The 14,628-nt window shown below is 68.8% G+C and carries 7 protein-coding genes; 3 read left to right on the top strand and 4 right to left on the bottom strand.

What is annotated here, in order from left to right; all coding sequences use genetic code 11:
- Positions 1-64 precede the first annotated feature (64 nt).
- Positions 65-1,945 (bottom strand): IPTL-CTERM sorting domain-containing protein, encoded by a 1,881-nt coding sequence (locus CK625_RS06725; protein ID WP_095539531.1) that lies wholly within the window; start codon positions 1,943-1,945, stop codon positions 65-67.
- Between the two features lie 226 nt (positions 1,946-2,171).
- Between CK625_RS06725 and alr the strand changes: the two genes are divergently transcribed.
- The 3 genes from alr to CK625_RS06710 all read left to right on the top strand — a co-directional run bounded on the left by alr (position 2,172) and on the right by CK625_RS06710 (position 3,974).
- Positions 2,172-3,305, top strand: coding sequence for an alanine racemase (gene alr / locus CK625_RS06720; protein WP_095539530.1), 1,134 nt, complete (start codon positions 2,172-2,174; stop codon positions 3,303-3,305).
- 79 nt (positions 3,306-3,384) lie between these two features.
- Positions 3,385-3,621, top strand: a complete 237-nt coding sequence (locus CK625_RS06715; protein WP_095539529.1) for a type II toxin-antitoxin system ParD family antitoxin — start codon at positions 3,385-3,387, stop codon at positions 3,619-3,621.
- On the top strand, positions 3,618-3,974 hold the full coding sequence (locus CK625_RS06710; RefSeq protein ID WP_095539528.1) for a type II toxin-antitoxin system RelE/ParE family toxin: 357 nt from the start codon (positions 3,618-3,620) through the stop codon (positions 3,972-3,974). Before CK625_RS06715 ends, CK625_RS06710 begins: the two co-directional genes overlap by 4 nt.
- A gap of 68 nt (positions 3,975-4,042) precedes the next feature.
- Here CK625_RS06710 and pbpC read toward each other — a convergent pair whose 3' ends face one another.
- The 3 genes from pbpC to CK625_RS06695 all read right to left on the bottom strand — a co-directional run bounded on the left by pbpC (position 4,043) and on the right by CK625_RS06695 (position 14,579).
- Positions 4,043-6,385, bottom strand: coding sequence for a penicillin-binding protein 1C (gene pbpC, locus CK625_RS06705; RefSeq protein WP_172425107.1), 2,343 nt, complete (start codon positions 6,383-6,385; stop codon positions 4,043-4,045).
- Positions 6,348-12,446: an alpha-2-macroglobulin family protein gene (locus tag CK625_RS06700; RefSeq protein WP_143326206.1), complete on the bottom strand. Its 6,099-nt coding sequence runs from the start codon at positions 12,444-12,446 to the stop codon at positions 6,348-6,350. Before CK625_RS06700 ends, pbpC begins: the two co-directional genes overlap by 38 nt.
- A 180-nt stretch (positions 12,447-12,626) precedes the next feature.
- Positions 12,627-14,579 carry a trypsin-like peptidase domain-containing protein gene (locus tag CK625_RS06695; RefSeq protein WP_095539526.1) on the bottom strand — a complete coding sequence of 651 codons (1,953 nt, stop codon included), beginning with the start codon at positions 14,577-14,579 and terminating at the stop codon, positions 12,627-12,629.
- Between the last annotated feature and the right edge of the window lie 49 nt (positions 14,580-14,628).

The raw sequence follows: 14,628 nt of genomic DNA, 5'->3' as shown, positions 1-14,628 counted from the left end.
AACCATGCGTGCGAGGCATTGCTGCCTGCGCTGATCTGGTTGGAAGAGCAATGGGGGCGTGAAATTAGCTGCGCTTGCGCTGGCGGCGCAGGGCTGCCGCCCCCAACAGGGCCGCCAGGGCACCCAAGCCCCAAACGTTCAGCGCCGGTACGGGTGCTGCGTTGCTGGGTGCTGTGGGGGCAGCCGTCACATTGATGGTGTGCGGTGCAGTCAGCGTGGCGCCCGTGATGGTCACCGCGTGGGTGCCTGCGGGAAAGCCATTGGGGAAGAGGGCGCTGAATTGGCCGCCGTTGACGGTAGCGGGCACGGTGGTGCCGTTGACGGTGACTTGGATGATGGTGCCGTCAGTGGCGTTGCTGGTGCCGGTGATGGTAGTGGCTGCATCGGGTTGGGCGGTGGCTGGGCCGCTGATGGTGGCCGAGGCAGGGGCCGCCTGGACGTCAATGCTGTGCGGCGCAGTCAGCGACAGGTTCTGGCCGCCGGGGCCGGTGATGGTCACAGGGTACTGGCCTACAGGGAAGCCATTGGGGAAGCTGGCGGAGAACTGGCCACCATTCACTGTGGCCTGCACGGTGGTGCCATCGACGGTGACATTGATGACTGTGCCATCGGCCAGGCCGGTGGCGGTGCCGGTGACGGTGGTGGCTGCGTTGGGTTGGGCGCTTGCCGGGCCGCTGATGGTGGCTGTGGGAGCGGCGATGGTGACTTTGCTCTCGATGGGGCCGTTGTTTTGCAACTGGGGCGCCAGTTCGCCGGTTTGGGCGGAGCCGCCGATGACTTGGGCCTTGAATGTGTTGTCTGCGCCAGAGCCAACGATGGTGATGGGCAGTGCGAATGTTTTGTGGCTTTGTGCGGCGATGGCACCCAGCGTGCATTCCACTTGCGAGGGCGCTGGTTTGCTGCAGCCCGTGGGCAAGGCAGTGTCATCCACTTGCGCCTGTGCTGGCAGAGTGACCACGACTTTGCCGCCAGCGGCGCTGTCGCTTTGGCCGAGGTTGTCCACCTTGACGGTGAGCGTGCCGCTGCCGCCTACTTGCAGGGGCGAAGAGAGGGTGATGGAGGGCACCAGATCGGCAGTCGCCACAGTTTTCACCTGGCAGGCGCCCGCAGAGTCTTTCGCGGCAGCCATGATGCTATTGGCCAGTTGGCCTGCTTGCGCCGGGGCGGAGGCCAGAGCAAATTGGCTGGTGTCGGTAAAAGCGATCACACAAGCGCTGCCATTGGTGGCTGCGCGGGGGACGACGACGCCATAGGCCTGCACTTTGTCCGCTGCTGCTGGCATGGATGCGGGCGGGGTATTGGCAGCGGCAGGGGCCAAATAGACGGCGTAGGGAGCAGGGACGTTGACGTATTTGCCATAGACCTCGACAGCCAGGGGGGCAAGGGCAGCGAAGCTGTCTTTGTAAGGCGAGTTGGTGTTGAGATAGACGGAATTGCCTTGGGGGGCCACGCTGCCGACTATGGTGATCTCGTCCGCGCCGCTCAGGCCCAGGCTGTTGCTGAGAAAGCCCGCTACGCTACCAGTGTCCGAAGGGCGGCAGCAGCCGTCGTTGAGGAAGACGAAGGTCAGATCGCTGCGGGTTTTGGCCCAATCCATGACTTGGGCAAAGCGCGCGGCATCAACGCCGTGCTGCACACCCGTGACGGTTTGATTGGGTTGGACGGAGGCGACCACCACGATGTCCACATCGGCGGGTACGTCGGCAGGCATGGCCTCGGTTGCGCTGGCATGCAGCAGACCGCGACCGTCAACGGTTTCTGCGGGGCCGCCAGCAGCAGTTTCAAATGTGCTGTAGATGGAGTTGACGATGCTGATGCCTGTGTCGTAGCTGGACAGCCCTTCCTTGTCGGAGGACAGAACCCAGGTTTTGGCCTGAGCAGCGCCTGTGGCGCACAGCAGAGCAGCGAGTGCAGTGGCCTGCAGTTGAAAGCGTCGTGAAGTCATGGTGCAAAAAAATCTGCAAAGTCAAAAAAAAGCGCGCAGTGCCAGAGGGGCCAAGCTGCGGGGGCGCGAATTGTAGGCGTGCCAGGCTAATCGCGAAACGTTGTCAAAAACTTTTTTGCAGGCTGCTGCGATTGGAGACTGTGCTTGCTCGTACCGAGGCGTTGAACGCGTATTCCGGGTGCCACAATACGCGCGCCGTTTTGGCCCTTTTGTCTGCTGTTTGCCCATGCCGCGCCCCATCCAAGCCACTGTTCATCTTCCTGCCTTGCGGCACAACCTGGCTACGGTGCGCGCCCGCGCAGGCGATGCCAAGCTGTGGGCGGTGATCAAGGCCAATGCCTATGGGCATGGCATTGAGCGGGTCTATGAGGCGCTGCGCGGCGCCGATGGCTTTGCGCTGCTGGATTTGCAGGAGGCGCAGCGCGTGCGCGCGCTGGGCTGGCGCGGGCCCATCCTGCTGCTCGAAGGCGTGTTCGAGCCGCGCGACCTGGAGCTGTGCTCGCGCCTGTCGCTGTGGCACACCGTGCACTGCCAGGAGCAGATCGACATGCTGGCCGCGCACAAGACGCATGCGCCCCACCGAGTGTTCCTCAAACTCAACAGCGGCATGAACCGGCTGGGCTTTGCCCCGGCGGGCTTTCGCGCCGCCTGGGCGCGGCTGAACGCCTTGCCGCAGGTCGATGAAATCTCGCTGATGATGCACTTCAGCGATGCCGATGGCCCAGGTGGCATCGCCGCGCAGCAGGCGTTGTTCGAGCAGGCCGCGCAGGGCTTGCCGGGCGAGCGCACGATCTGCAACAGCGCCGCCGTGCTGCGCTTTGGCAGCGCGCCGCAAACCCATCTGGACTGGGTGCGCGCCGGCATTGCGCTGTACGGCAGTGCGCCCGATTACCCGGCCGGCACGGCCGCCAGCTGGGGCCTGCAGCCGGCCATGAGCCTGCGCAGTCGCATCATCGCCACGCAGCAGCTGCAGGCTGGGGCGACGGTGGGCTATGGCTCATGCTTTACCGCGCCGCAGCCGATGACGCTGGGCATCGTGGCCTGCGGCTATGCCGATGGCTACCCGCGCCTGTGCCCCACCGGCACGCCGGTGCTGATCGACGGGGTGCGCAGCCGCACGCTGGGGCGCATCAGCATGGACATGCTGGCCGTTGATCTGAGCGCGCCGCTGGCGGCCGGGCGCGGCAGCGGCATTGGCAGCGAGGCCGTGCTCTGGGGCCAGGCCAGCGCCGAGCACGGCGGCGCGCTGCTGCCCATCGACGAGGTGGCCGCCTGCGCGCAGACCGTGGGCTATGAGCTGATGTGCGCCGTGGCCCAGCGCGTGCCGTTTTCGGTGCAGCCCTTGGATGGGGCTGAGTGAGCAGGCTTGGTCAAGCCTTGCCGACGGGCCCGCACGCCTGCCTTGCCAAAATTTGCCATTGCGCCTAGCATGCGGCGCCATGAGCACGATGAACATCTCCCTGCCCGAAAGCCTGAAGTCCTTTGTCGATGAGCAGGTCAGCCAGCGTGGCTATGGCACCAGCAGCGAGTATGTGCGCGAGCTGATCCGCCGCGATCAGGATCGCCAGCAACTGCGCGGCCTGCTGCTGGCCGGCGCCGCTTCTGCGCCGGGCGCGCCTGCCGATGGCGCATATTTCGACACGCTGCGCGCCAAGGTGCAGCGTGCGCGGGGATGAAGGCCCTGCCGCCTGTCATCCCCCGGGCCCAGGCCAGGCGGGACGTTGACCAGGCCTTGGAGCACTATCTGCGCGAACAGGCCATGGCCGCTGCGCTGGGCTTCATTGACGCGCTGGAGCAGGCCTATGCCCAGATCGCCCGCCATCCGGCCACCGGCTCGCCGCGTTACGCGCACGAGCTGGACCTGCCCGGCCTGCGCAGCTGGCCTTTGAAGCGCTATCCCTATTGGGTGTTCTACGTCGCGCGATCAGATCACGTCGATGTCTGGCGCGTGCTGCATGAGCGGCGCGACATGCCAGCCTGGTTGCATCCGGATGCGCCGTCTGCTTCAGGTTTCGAGCCGGAGAACTGAGGCGCGACAAGTGTCCCGTTGGCGTTCTCGCTGCTGGGGCTTTTCTTCTTTTGCGGCGTTTGAGGCGCTCAAGGCGCATCGGTTTTGAGCCAGGCGCCGCGCACTTCGATGTGAACCTGGTCGTAGACGGTGCGGCCATCGGCGCTGCGCAGTTCGATGTGGTGCCGGCCGGGCATGGGGGGCCAGTACCAGCGGCGCGCATCGGCCAGGCCGGTGACGCGCTGGCCGTTGAACCACCATTGCGCCTGCGCGGCCTGGGTTTGCAGGCGCAGCATTTGGTTGGCTGGCGGGATGTCCGGATCCAGCGCGATGATGGTGCCCGGTTGCGGCTCGATGATGCGCGCAGCCGTGGCGTGGCCGGCGCTGTCGCTGGCGGCATGGCCTGAGGCCGTGGGCGCGGGCAGGGTGAAGAGGGCCTGCTCGGTGCCGGGCAGAAACCATTCCTGGCGGCTGCTGTCGATCGGGGGCGGGGCATCGGGGCTTTCTGGCTGGTATTGCACGCCCAGGCGCACCAGGCCCGCAGGCTGCTGGGGCGCAGCGGCCGGGTGGCGGGCGTGCAGGTAGGCAGCCACGCTGGCCCAGACCGGGGCCGCGCCGGAGATGCCGCTGACGTCGTGCATGGGCGAGCCATCGGCATTGCCGACCCACACGCCGATGGCAAAGCGCGGCGTGTAGCCGATGGCCCAGTTGTCGCGCATGTCCTTGCTGGTGCCGGTCTTGACGGCGCTCCAAAAGCGCGTGGCCAGCGCGCTGTCGGTGCCGAAGGTCAGCAGCCGGGCGTGGCGGTCCGAGAGCATGTCGCCGACGATGAAGGCCACGCGCTCGTCCCAGATGCGTGGCGCATCGTCGGCCGGGCGCGGCGCATTGGCTGGCGCGCGGGCGCTGCGCACGGCGCCGTGCAGGCCGCCATTGGCCAGGGTGCGGTAGGCGTTGGTCAGCTGCAGCAGGCTGACGTCCACCCCGCCCAGCGCCAGGCTGTGGCCGTAAAAGCCGGCCGGCTCGGGCAGGGCAAAGCCCAGCGCGCGCAGCTGCTGGGCGAAGGCCTCGGGCGTGACCATGCCCAACGCGCGCACGGCCGGGATGTTCAGCGAGCTGCCCAGCGCCTGGCGCACCGAGACCCAGCCGCGGTAGCGCAGGTCGTAGTTTTCCGGCACGTACAGGCCGAAGGCGGTGGGGATGCGCGCGGGCGAGTCGTCCAGCAGCGAGGCGGCCGTCAGGCGGCGCTGCGCAATGGCCTGGGCGTAGAGCAAGGGCTTGAGCGTGGAGCCGGGCTGGCGCAGCGCCTGCACGGCGTCCACTTCGGCGGCCTGGCTCAGCTGCGCCCCGGAGGAGCCGACCCAGGCCAGCACCTCGCCGCTGGCGTTGTCCAGCACCAGCACGGCGCCGTCGCGCACATTCTGGTGTTGCAGCTGCTGCAGTTGCCGGCGCAGCGTGTGCGCGGCGTGGCGCTGCAGCCCCGCGTCCAGGGAGCTGGGGAGCTCGGCCGGCAGTGGCTGATCTTGCGGCCCTTGCTGCGCTTGCTGCTCTTGGTATTGCTGCAGCGCGTAGCGGGCAAAGTGCGGCGCATCGCCTTGCTCGGGTTCGAAATGGCGGCGGCGCAGGGCCGCTTCGGTGTAGAAGGCCAGCGCCTTGCAGTCGCGCCCCCAGGGCGATTGGGCCGCTTGCAGCACCAGGCAGGCGCGCTCGGCCACGCGCGCCACGGGCGCGTTGGGCGCGCGCAGCAGCGCGGCGGCAATGGCGGCCTCGCGCTGGTCCAGGCCGTGCGGGGCCTTGTCGAACAGGCTGCGCGAGAGCGCGTCGATGCCCTGCAGCTCGCCGCGAAAGGGCACCAGGTTCAGATAGGCCTCCAGCACCTGGGCCTTGCTCCAGTCCTGCTCCAGATCGCGCGCCGACCACAGCTGGCGCCATTTCTGCCCCCAGCTGCGCCCGCCGGGGCGGCTGCGCAGCGCCTCGTTGAGCAGGCCGGCCAGCTGCATGGTGATGGTGGAGGCGCCGCGCGTGCGCTCGTTCCACAGATTGCCCCAGGCGGCCGCGCCCACGGCGGCCCAGTCCACGCCGCTGTGCTCGTAAAAGCGCTTGTCCTCGGTCAGCACGATGGCGTGCAGCAGCGCGGGGGAGACGGCCTGCAGCGCCACCCAGTCGCCCCGGCGCACGCTGAAGTCGGTGCGCAGGCGCTGCAGGCGCTGGCCGTGGCGGTCCAGCAGCCAGGTTTCGGAGGAATGGAATTCCTGCCGCACCTGCTCAAAACTGGGCAGGCCATCGGCCAGCGCCGGCGCGCCCGCGCCTGTCAGCGCCAAGCCGGCCAGCAGCAGGCCGCCAGCCAGCAGGCGCCGCGCCGCGCCGCGTTGACTGTGTTGACTGCGCTGCGGGCGCTTACTGCGCCGCGGGCGCGGCCACGCTGAACTGGGCATTGGGGGTTTCACCGAAGAACTGCGGCATGTACAGGGCTTCGGCGCGCGTGGGCGGCAGCTGGAACTGGCCGGGCTGGTTCAGGCGCACGGTGTAGCTGTAGCGGGTCTGCCCGGCGGGCAGGCCGTGGTAGTACACGCGCATGGCGTCGTGCTTGCGCTCCACCCAGGCGATGCGCCACCAGCTGTCATCGTGGCCCTCGTCGCCGCCGGCCTGGCTGTCGATGGCCGAGTCGCGCCCCAGGCCGCTGCCCAGGATGGTGCTGCCGGCGGGGATGGGGTCGGTCAGCACGGTCATGTTCAGCTGCGCGGCGCTGTCGAGCAGCAGGTGCACGCGGTAGACGTCGCCGGGGCTCCAGCGCCCGGGCGTGGCCTGCACCACGGGGGTGATGCGCTTTTCCACGCGCAGGCCGCTGTGCACTGGGGCCGTCAGCGGCATGGCCGCCAGCGCCGAGATGGTCAGCCAGGGCCGGCCTGTGCCCAGCTGCGCCACTTCCAGCTGCGCGGCGGCCTGGGCATCGCCCAGGCGGGCGATGGCGTCGGGCCAGGCAAACTGCATTTGCAGGCGCGATATGCCCTTGCCTTCGCCGTGCGCTGCGCCTTGGCCTTCGCTGGTCGAGGGCGCGGGCCAGTCGCGCTGCTGCTGCTCGCCGCCCAGGCGGGCTTGCAGCGCGCCGCCCACGGGCTCGCTCTCGTGCAGGTTGGAGAAGCGCCGCAGCGCCAGCTGGCCCCACAGATTGGCAGTGGTGGTGCGCCAGGCGCCGTTGCTCTGGCGCGCCAGCAGGGCGCTGGCCAGGGCGCCGGCGTCGTCCTTCCAGCCGGGCAGGTCGGCGGTGAGCAGCAGCAGGCGCGCGGCGTCGCTGTCGGGGCTTTGCATCAGCCACCAGCCACGGTGCGGCCCGTCCTGGCTCAGGCTCAGCTGCGTGCCGGTGTGCTGCAGGCGGTTGCGCAGGGTTTGCTCGGCCTGGGCCTGCAGCTTGGCGCGCTGGGGCAGGCTGGGCAGGTTGCGCAGGATTTGCAGCCAGTCCAGCACGGCGTAGGTGGGCCAGGCGCTGGGGGTGATTTCCAGGTGTTCGAGCATGCTGGGCTGGGCCGCGCCGTGCATGCTGAGTGCGGCCAGGGCCATCAGGCGCTCGGCGCTGCGCTCATGCCGTGCATTCGGGTAGTAGGGCGGGGCCTTGAGATCGAGCCTGCCCAGCACGAAGTCTTCCAGCGCCTTGAGCATGCGCTGGCGCGAGTCGGCGTCGATGCGCATGGGGTGCATGCCCAGCTGCTGCATGACGGCGTCCACCTGCAGCAAATGGGCCGTCAGGGGCACGCTGCCCGGGTAGCGGCTGCTGGGCGGGAAGTAGCCTGCCAGGCCGTTGTCGTCCAGGAAGCTGGGCAGATCGGCCTGCACGGACTGGAACAGCTGCTCGTCGAGCAGGCCGATGGCCTTGCTGTGGCGCTGCTCCAGGCAGGCATAGGGGTAGTGCTTCCACCAGCGCTGCAGGCCGGGCAGCAGGTCGCCGCCGAGCTGGCTCTGGGCCTGCAGCACGATGCCGCCGCGCCCCTCCAGCGCGCCTTCGGGCATGGCCACCTGCAGTTGCAGCGGCGCCTCGCTGGCCGCGCCCAGCTGGCGCAGGCTGGCCTGGCGCACCGTCACGGGCACGGCCGGCAGCAGGGTTTGCGTGATGCGCAGGCTGTCCTGCGGGGCGGCCTTGTCATTGCCCGGCGTTTGCTGGGCCTGGGCCTGCAGCTGCCAGTCCAGGCTGGCCTGGGCCTGGTCGCCTTCCAGCATGGGCGCGGTGACCTGCCACTGCACGGTTTGCGCCGCGCCGGCGGCCAGGCTGACGCTGCTGGCGGGCAGCTCCTGCTGGCCGTGGCGCGCCGAGACCTGCACGGTCAGCGGCTGGTCGGTGGTGTTGCGCAGCGTGAGGCGCGCGTCGTAGCGGTCGCCCTCGCGCACCACGGGCGGCAGGCCGCTGATGATTTGCAGATCGCGCGTGGCCAGCAGCTCGGCGCTGCCCTCGCCGAAGAACTGCACGCCCGCATCGGCCATGGCCTGGGCGTGGAAGGTGGTGACGCTGTCGTTGAGCGGCACCTGCACGCTGGCGCGGCCGTTGGCGTCCAGCGCGATGCGCGGCTGCCACAGCAGCAGGGTGTCGAACAGCTCGCGCGTGGCGTGCTGGCCTTCGCCCTCGCCGCCGCCGCCGCCTGCGGGCACGGCCTTGCGGCCGTAGTGGCGCCGGCCGGCCACTTCCATCTGCGCGGTGGCGGTTTGCACGCGCCAGGCGCGCTCGCCCATCATGGCCTTGAGCAGCGCCCAGCTGGGGTTGGGCGAGAGCTCCAGCAAGGCCTTGTCCACCACGGCCAGCGCCACTTCGGCATGGGCTGCGGGCTTGCCATCGGGCAGCTGGGCCTGCAGCGTCAGCGTGGCGGTCTCGCCGCTTTGGTAGCGCGGCTTGTCGGGCGTGACCTGCACGCGCAGCCGGTGGCCGTCTTCGCCCACGCGCAGCATCGCCACGCCCAGGCGGTGGCTGGGCTTGCTCAAGTCCACCAGCGCGGTGGGCGGCACGGCCTCGCCGGTGTCGCTGCGCCAGGCGCGCCACCACAGAATGGGCGAGCGAAAGCCCCAGGTGAAGAAGCTGTACCAGGGCACCTCGCGCAGCCGCCCGCGCAGCGCCAGCACGCTGACGTAGACGTTGGGGCTCCAGCTCGGGTCGATGTGCAGCGTGAAGCTCGGGTCCTGGCCCGAGAGCTCGATGATCTGGCTGTGCAGCACGCCCTCGCGCTCAACAGTGACCAGCGCCTGGGCCTGGCGATAGGGCATGCGCACTTGAAAGCGCGCAGTCTGGCCGGGCTGGTAGCTGGGTTTTTCGGGCAGCACGTCCATGCGGTCGGAGGAGTCGGCATCGAACCACTGCTCGCCCTCGCGCGTGACCCAGATGCTGGTGGCGGCGCTGAAGGGGCGCGCCTGCGCGTCCTGCACGCTGGCCACCAGCTCGATCTCGCCGGGCTGCGTCAGCTCGGCCGTGCAATCGAAGCGGCCCAGGGCGTCGCTGCGGCCTTCGCAGACGGTGCCCAGATCCTGGGTTTCGTGGTGGTGCTCGTACTTGTAGAAGCCGCCGACCATGCGCTTGCGCGTGCTCAGCGTGGTGTGGGCGCGGGCGCGCACGGTGATGGCCTGGCCTGCCAGCGGCTGGCCCTGGGGCGAGAGCGCGATGGCGCGCACCTTCAGCGGTTTCTTGACCGAGATCCACTCCTCGGTGGCGATGCCCACCAGCACATCGCTGGGCCAGACGGGCTGCAGGCGGGTGATGGTCTGCGTCTCGCCGCTGGGGTCTTCAAAGTTGGCCTCGATGCGCAGCTGGTGCGGCTGCGCCGCATACTGCGCGGGCGCGGCCGGCACGGTAAAGCGCCCCTGGCCCTGGGCGTCCAGCGTCAGCGGGTGTTTGTCCAGCAGCAGGCGGCGCGGTTCGCTGGACGATGGCCCGTCCTGCTCGTGTGGGCCGTGGCCATCTGGCCGCTCGCTGGGCCGGGCCGGCGGCGTGAACTGATAGTCGTGGTAGTCGTCGAACTGCAACCAGCGCGGCTCGAGCATGGCCGAGATCTTCACCGGCCAGTTCGAGGCATGGCCGCCGCTGAGGTAGGACAGCTGCAGGGCCATCTCCAGCGCCCCGCCCTCGGCCGCTTTGCCCTCGGCCGCGGCCAGGGGCGTGATGCGCCCTTCCAGCACCGGCAGGCGGAACTCTTCGACCCGGAACTGGGCGGTGGTGGCACTCACCTGGTTCGGGCCCTGGCGTTGCAGGCTGATGCTGTAGCGGCCCAGCGGCGCCATGGCCGGCAGCTTCAGGCTGCTGGTGGCCACCATGCCGCCGCCGGCGGTGCGCTCCCATTGCAGCTTTTGCTCGAACTCGCGCTGGCTGCCGTGGTGGCGCACGAACAAGGTATCGGGCAGGGCGTTGGCGGCCGGGGTGGCCAGGCCGCTGGGCACCTCGGCGCGGGCGTAGTGCTTCATGGACACGGTTTCGCCGGCGCGCAGCAGGTTGCGATCGAGCACCGTGTGCAGCTTGGTCTTGTTCTGGGGCTGGAGGTGGTCGCTGTAGCTGTGCTGGAAGCGCCAGGGCTCGATGCCGCGCTGCCAGTCGCTCCAGACCAGCGCCAGGTCCTTGCCGTCGGGCGAGCGCGCGCTGACCAGGTAGGCGTGGCGGTGCCAGTAGCGGTCTTCGGCGCGCTCGCACTCGGGCATGCCGGCCACGTCGTCGAAGCGCGCCAGGCCTTGCGCATCGGTGGTGGCCTGGGCGACCACGCTGCCGTCGCATTGGTTGACCTGCACGCGCGCGCCGGCCACGGGCTTGCCCGTATCCAGCGAGGTGACCCAGGCCAGCGAGTTGTGCGCGCCGAGCTTGAAATGCACGGCCAGGTTGGTCACCAGCACCGTGGTGCGCGCGTACAGCGTGCGCGGCGCGTCGAACTTGGGGTCGAGCAGCGCGCTGCCCAGCAGCGGCGAGGCCAGCTCGACGACCTGAAAGCCCGGCTCCAGCGGGATGCCGATGACCTCCGTGGCCTGGCGATCGGCATTGCCTGGGCTGGGGGCGATGCTGCGGCTTTGCGCCTGGGGTTGGTGCTCCAGCAGGCCGATCATGCGCGCCTGAACGAAATTGGGCTCGCGCTCATCCGGGTCGCGCTTTTTCGAGCGCGTGGGCAGGGGCGACAGGCCCAGGCTTTGCGCATAGTGGCGATGCACGTAGTCGCCCGGGCGCAGCTGCTCGGTGCGGTACATCCATTCGATGATCTCGGCATCGCTGTCCAGGCGCAGCACCCGCAGCGGCAGCTCCTGCTCGACCCTGCGCAGCGTCATGGGCAGCAGCGGCGCCTGGTGGTAGCCCTCGGCAAAGCGCTCGATGATGGCAAAGTCGCCGGTGGCGAACTTGGCCAGCGCCGGCGCGGCATCGGTGGCCACCTGCAGTGGGAAGGCGCTGGCATTGCTCAGCAGGCGCTGGGAGTCGTCCTGCAGCCCGGTGGGCAGCACGAGCTCAAAGCGCGTGTTCTCAGGAAATGGCCCATCAAAGCGCAGCCAATTCATGTGGCGGCCTTCGAGCTGCTTGGCCTGGGCCTGCCATTGCTCGGGCGTGAGCCTGCCGTCATCGAGCTCCACGCTGGGCAGCCATTGCCGATCGCCGGCGCGCAGCACGATGTGCGGCAGCCACTGCATGGGCACGTCGTCATTGAAGTGCAAATCCATGGGCAGCATGGGGATGCATTTCTTGCTGGCGTTCTCGCGCGTGCACCTGAAGGTGGCGGCAAATTGCGGGCGCACGGTGTAGTCGTAGTGCTCGCGTTTTTCGGTGGTGACGCCGTTGGGGGCGGCCATGCCCTTGTCCCAGACCAGCGTCAAGGTGGCGCCGGGGCTCATGCGCCGCTGGCAGGCCACGGCAAGGGTTGGGCCGGTGTGCTCATCGTGCCTGCGCCGGCGCTCGCGCAGCAGCTCGCGCATCTGCTGATGCTCTTGATCGGGCAGCACGCGCAGCGCAACGCGCTCGCCCACGCCCTCGATCTGGCACCAGGCGTGCTTGGCCAGGCTGGCCGGATCGACGGGGCTGTTGAGCGTGAGCAGAAAGTACTGCTCCTCCTCGATCACGCCATCCCAGTGCGAGGGGTGGATGTCCACAATGCTGGGGCCGCCGGTGTTGAAGCGGTGTTCGGCCAGCTCGGCCAGGGGCTGGCCGCCCAGGTCGCGAAACTGCGGGTTGCGCGCCACCTGGCAGCGCATGCCGCCGGGCAGCGGCTGCTCGAACTGGTAGGCCCATTGGCGCTCGTGCAGCCAGCGGCCCTGGCCCTTGGGCTGGGCGCCATCGCATTGCAGCGTCACCGGCGGCGTGGCCTGTGGCTGGCCGATGGGCACGACCGCCTCGCTCAGCGTCACCAGCACCTGCCTGGGGTGGTTGGCCACGTCTGCGGGGGTGATGGAGGTGATCTGCGCGGCCTGCGCGCCCAGCGCTGCCAACGCGCCCAAAGCCCCGGCCAGCCAGGCGCGGCTGCGGCGCAGGCGGGTGCTAATCGGTGAAAGCCTGTGTGCCATGGATTTGCCCCTCTTCGGTGTTGTTTGCAAAGGCTTGCGGCGCGCTGCGGCGCGCCTGAGCGCCTGCTCCAAATCATTGTAGGGCTGGGCAAGGGCCGCCATGGACAAAGCCGCCAGCGCAAAAAAACAGGCCCCTTGCGGGGCCTGTGGGTTGGGGCGCTGGGCTGCCCCTTGGCTTGCTTACTGGCTGGTCATGGGCCAGGCGTAGTAGGCCGCGCCATCTTTGCGGAAGTAGGGCATGCTCAGCTCGATGAAGCGTTGCTGCTCCGGGATCATGGTGTAGAAGTAGGTGCCACGGTGGGTGTTGAAGTAGCGCATCACCGGGCTGGTGCCATCGCCCGGGGTGGTGCGGGCGAACCAGGCCACGCCTTCGTAGATGTGGCTGTCGGCGAACTGGGTGCGCATGGTCTGGGCTTCGGCCTCGTTGGCGGTGTAGAAGTGCGAGCCGACCACGTGGTTGTAGAAGCGGTGCACCGGCACTGTGCCAGGGGCCTGGTAGGTGTAGGCCATGAACTGCTCATGCTCGTAGGTGAAGCCGGGCATGTTGTTGATCACGATGTCGCGCTGCTCAGGGCTTTGGGTGTAGAAGTGCGAATCGCTGGCGTGGTTGTAGAAGCGGTAGATCGGGCGCAGCGTGGGGTAGGTGCTGTTTTTCTCGCCCAGGAAGTACTTCAGGCCATCGGCATAGGCCATGTCGAAGCGGCCATAGACGCTGGAGCCATCGCGCATGCTGCACGAGGCGCTGCCCGAGCTGAGCACGCCGATCAGGTAGTGGTTGCCATCGGCATGGCGCGCGAACAGGCCCGAGCCGCTGCTGCCGGGCTCGGTGGTGCCGTAGCTGTAGTTGACGTTGAAGAAGTCGCTGAAGTCGGCCGTGCCGGGGCGGCAGGAGGTCAGGCCGTCGGCATCGAAGGGCGTGCACGAGGCGTAGCTGCTGATGCGCCCGTAGCTGACTTTTTGCAGATCACCCCTGGGGTGGCTGATGCCATAGACCGATTGGTTCAGCTCGCGGTTGGCCCACCAGCCGGAGAACAGCACATTGCCGCGCGGCAGCGCGTTGAGCACCAGCAAGGTGGTGTCGAAGCGGCGCTCGGAATAGACCAGGCGCGCGCCGGCCTCGATGCCAAACAGGCGGTTGTGCTCCTTGGAAACGCCGCTGTCAGGCGTGCAGGTCTCGGTGTGGAAGCGCCAGTCGGTCTCCAGCGAGGAGGCCACGGGCTGGGTGCTGATGCAGTGCTCGGCCGTGATGAAGTAAGGCGTGCCCGAGCGCGCCTGGTCGGCCACCAGGGTGCCGGTGCAGTAGCCGCTGTTGCCGTCCACGGTCATCAGCATGCGGCCTACGGATTTGCGCACTTCGCTGATTTCCGTGGCGCAGGTGGCGTCGTAGTTGCAGCCTTCGGACATGCCGATGCGCTCGAGCTTGTCCATCTGGGCCAGGGCCACTTCGGGCGACTCAAAGAAGTGCGACAGCGTGGGCATGGCCACTTGCACGCTGGCCGGATCCAGCCCGGCGGGCACTTCGATTTCGAGCACGGCGGCATCGCCAGCGATGGTGGGCAGCCAGTAGGTGTTGATTTGCTCGGGCGTCAGGCCAGCGGCGCCGACGCTGTTGCGGGCGTTCAGGGCCAGGGTTTCCTGAATGTGCGCGCCGCTGATTTCAATGGCGGCCTCGGCCTGGCCGGGCGCGTAAACGCGCACGATGGCCGTGGCCGGCAGGGCATCGACCAGCAGGCCCAGGCGCAGCGCGAAGGCGTTGTCCGACTGGTATTGCAGCGCGGCGGCGTGCGCGCCGCTGGGCAGGGCCTGCCACTGCAGGTGCTGGGCCGTGGCCTTGGCGGTGCCGGTGGCGGCGCTGGCGCGGGCTGTGCCCACCTGGTGCGCGCCGGCCATGGGGGCGCTGGCCAGCTTGGTGATCAGGGCCCGCTCATCCATGGCGCCCAGCGCGATCAGCTTGGCGGCTGGGGCGATGCGGGCCTGCTTGGTGATGGCGGGCGTGAATGTGGCATTGGCCTGCGGGGCCTGCTCGTGGGCGTAGTAGGACGGCGCAAACGCGGCTTCCTGGGCGCTGGCGCAGTGCGCGCCGCTCAGGCCGATGGCTGCTGCCAGCGCGGCATGGATGTTCAGTTTCTTCATATGTGCCTCTCCAGTTGGAAAACGATGTATGCCTCTGCCCGCATGGCCA

Source organism: Vandammella animalimorsus (assembly GCF_002285265.1).
In the GTDB taxonomy this organism is placed as follows: domain Bacteria; phylum Pseudomonadota; class Gammaproteobacteria; order Burkholderiales; family Burkholderiaceae_C; genus Lampropedia.
The sequence above is the reverse complement of the archived record's forward strand: the minus strand, read 5'-3'. Positions and strand labels throughout refer to the sequence as shown.

Coding starts and splice junctions, on each gene's coding strand:
- CK625_RS06700 (WP_143326206.1), bottom strand. CDS start 12,446: ATGGCACACAGGCTTTCACCGATTAGCACCCGCCTGCGCCGCAGCCGC.
- CK625_RS06725 (WP_095539531.1), bottom strand. CDS start 1,945: ATGACTTCACGACGCTTTCAACTGCAGGCCACTGCACTCGCTGCTCTG.
- pbpC (WP_172425107.1), bottom strand. CDS start 6,385: ATGCCCAGTTCAGCGTGGCCGCGCCCGCGGCGCAGTAAGCGCCCGCAG.
- alr (WP_095539530.1), top strand. CDS start 2,172: ATGCCGCGCCCCATCCAAGCCACTGTTCATCTTCCTGCCTTGCGGCAC.
- CK625_RS06695 (WP_095539526.1), bottom strand. CDS start 14,579: ATGAAGAAACTGAACATCCATGCCGCGCTGGCAGCAGCCATCGGCCTG.
- CK625_RS06715 (WP_095539529.1), top strand. CDS start 3,385: ATGAGCACGATGAACATCTCCCTGCCCGAAAGCCTGAAGTCCTTTGTC.
- CK625_RS06710 (WP_095539528.1), top strand. CDS start 3,618: ATGAAGGCCCTGCCGCCTGTCATCCCCCGGGCCCAGGCCAGGCGGGAC.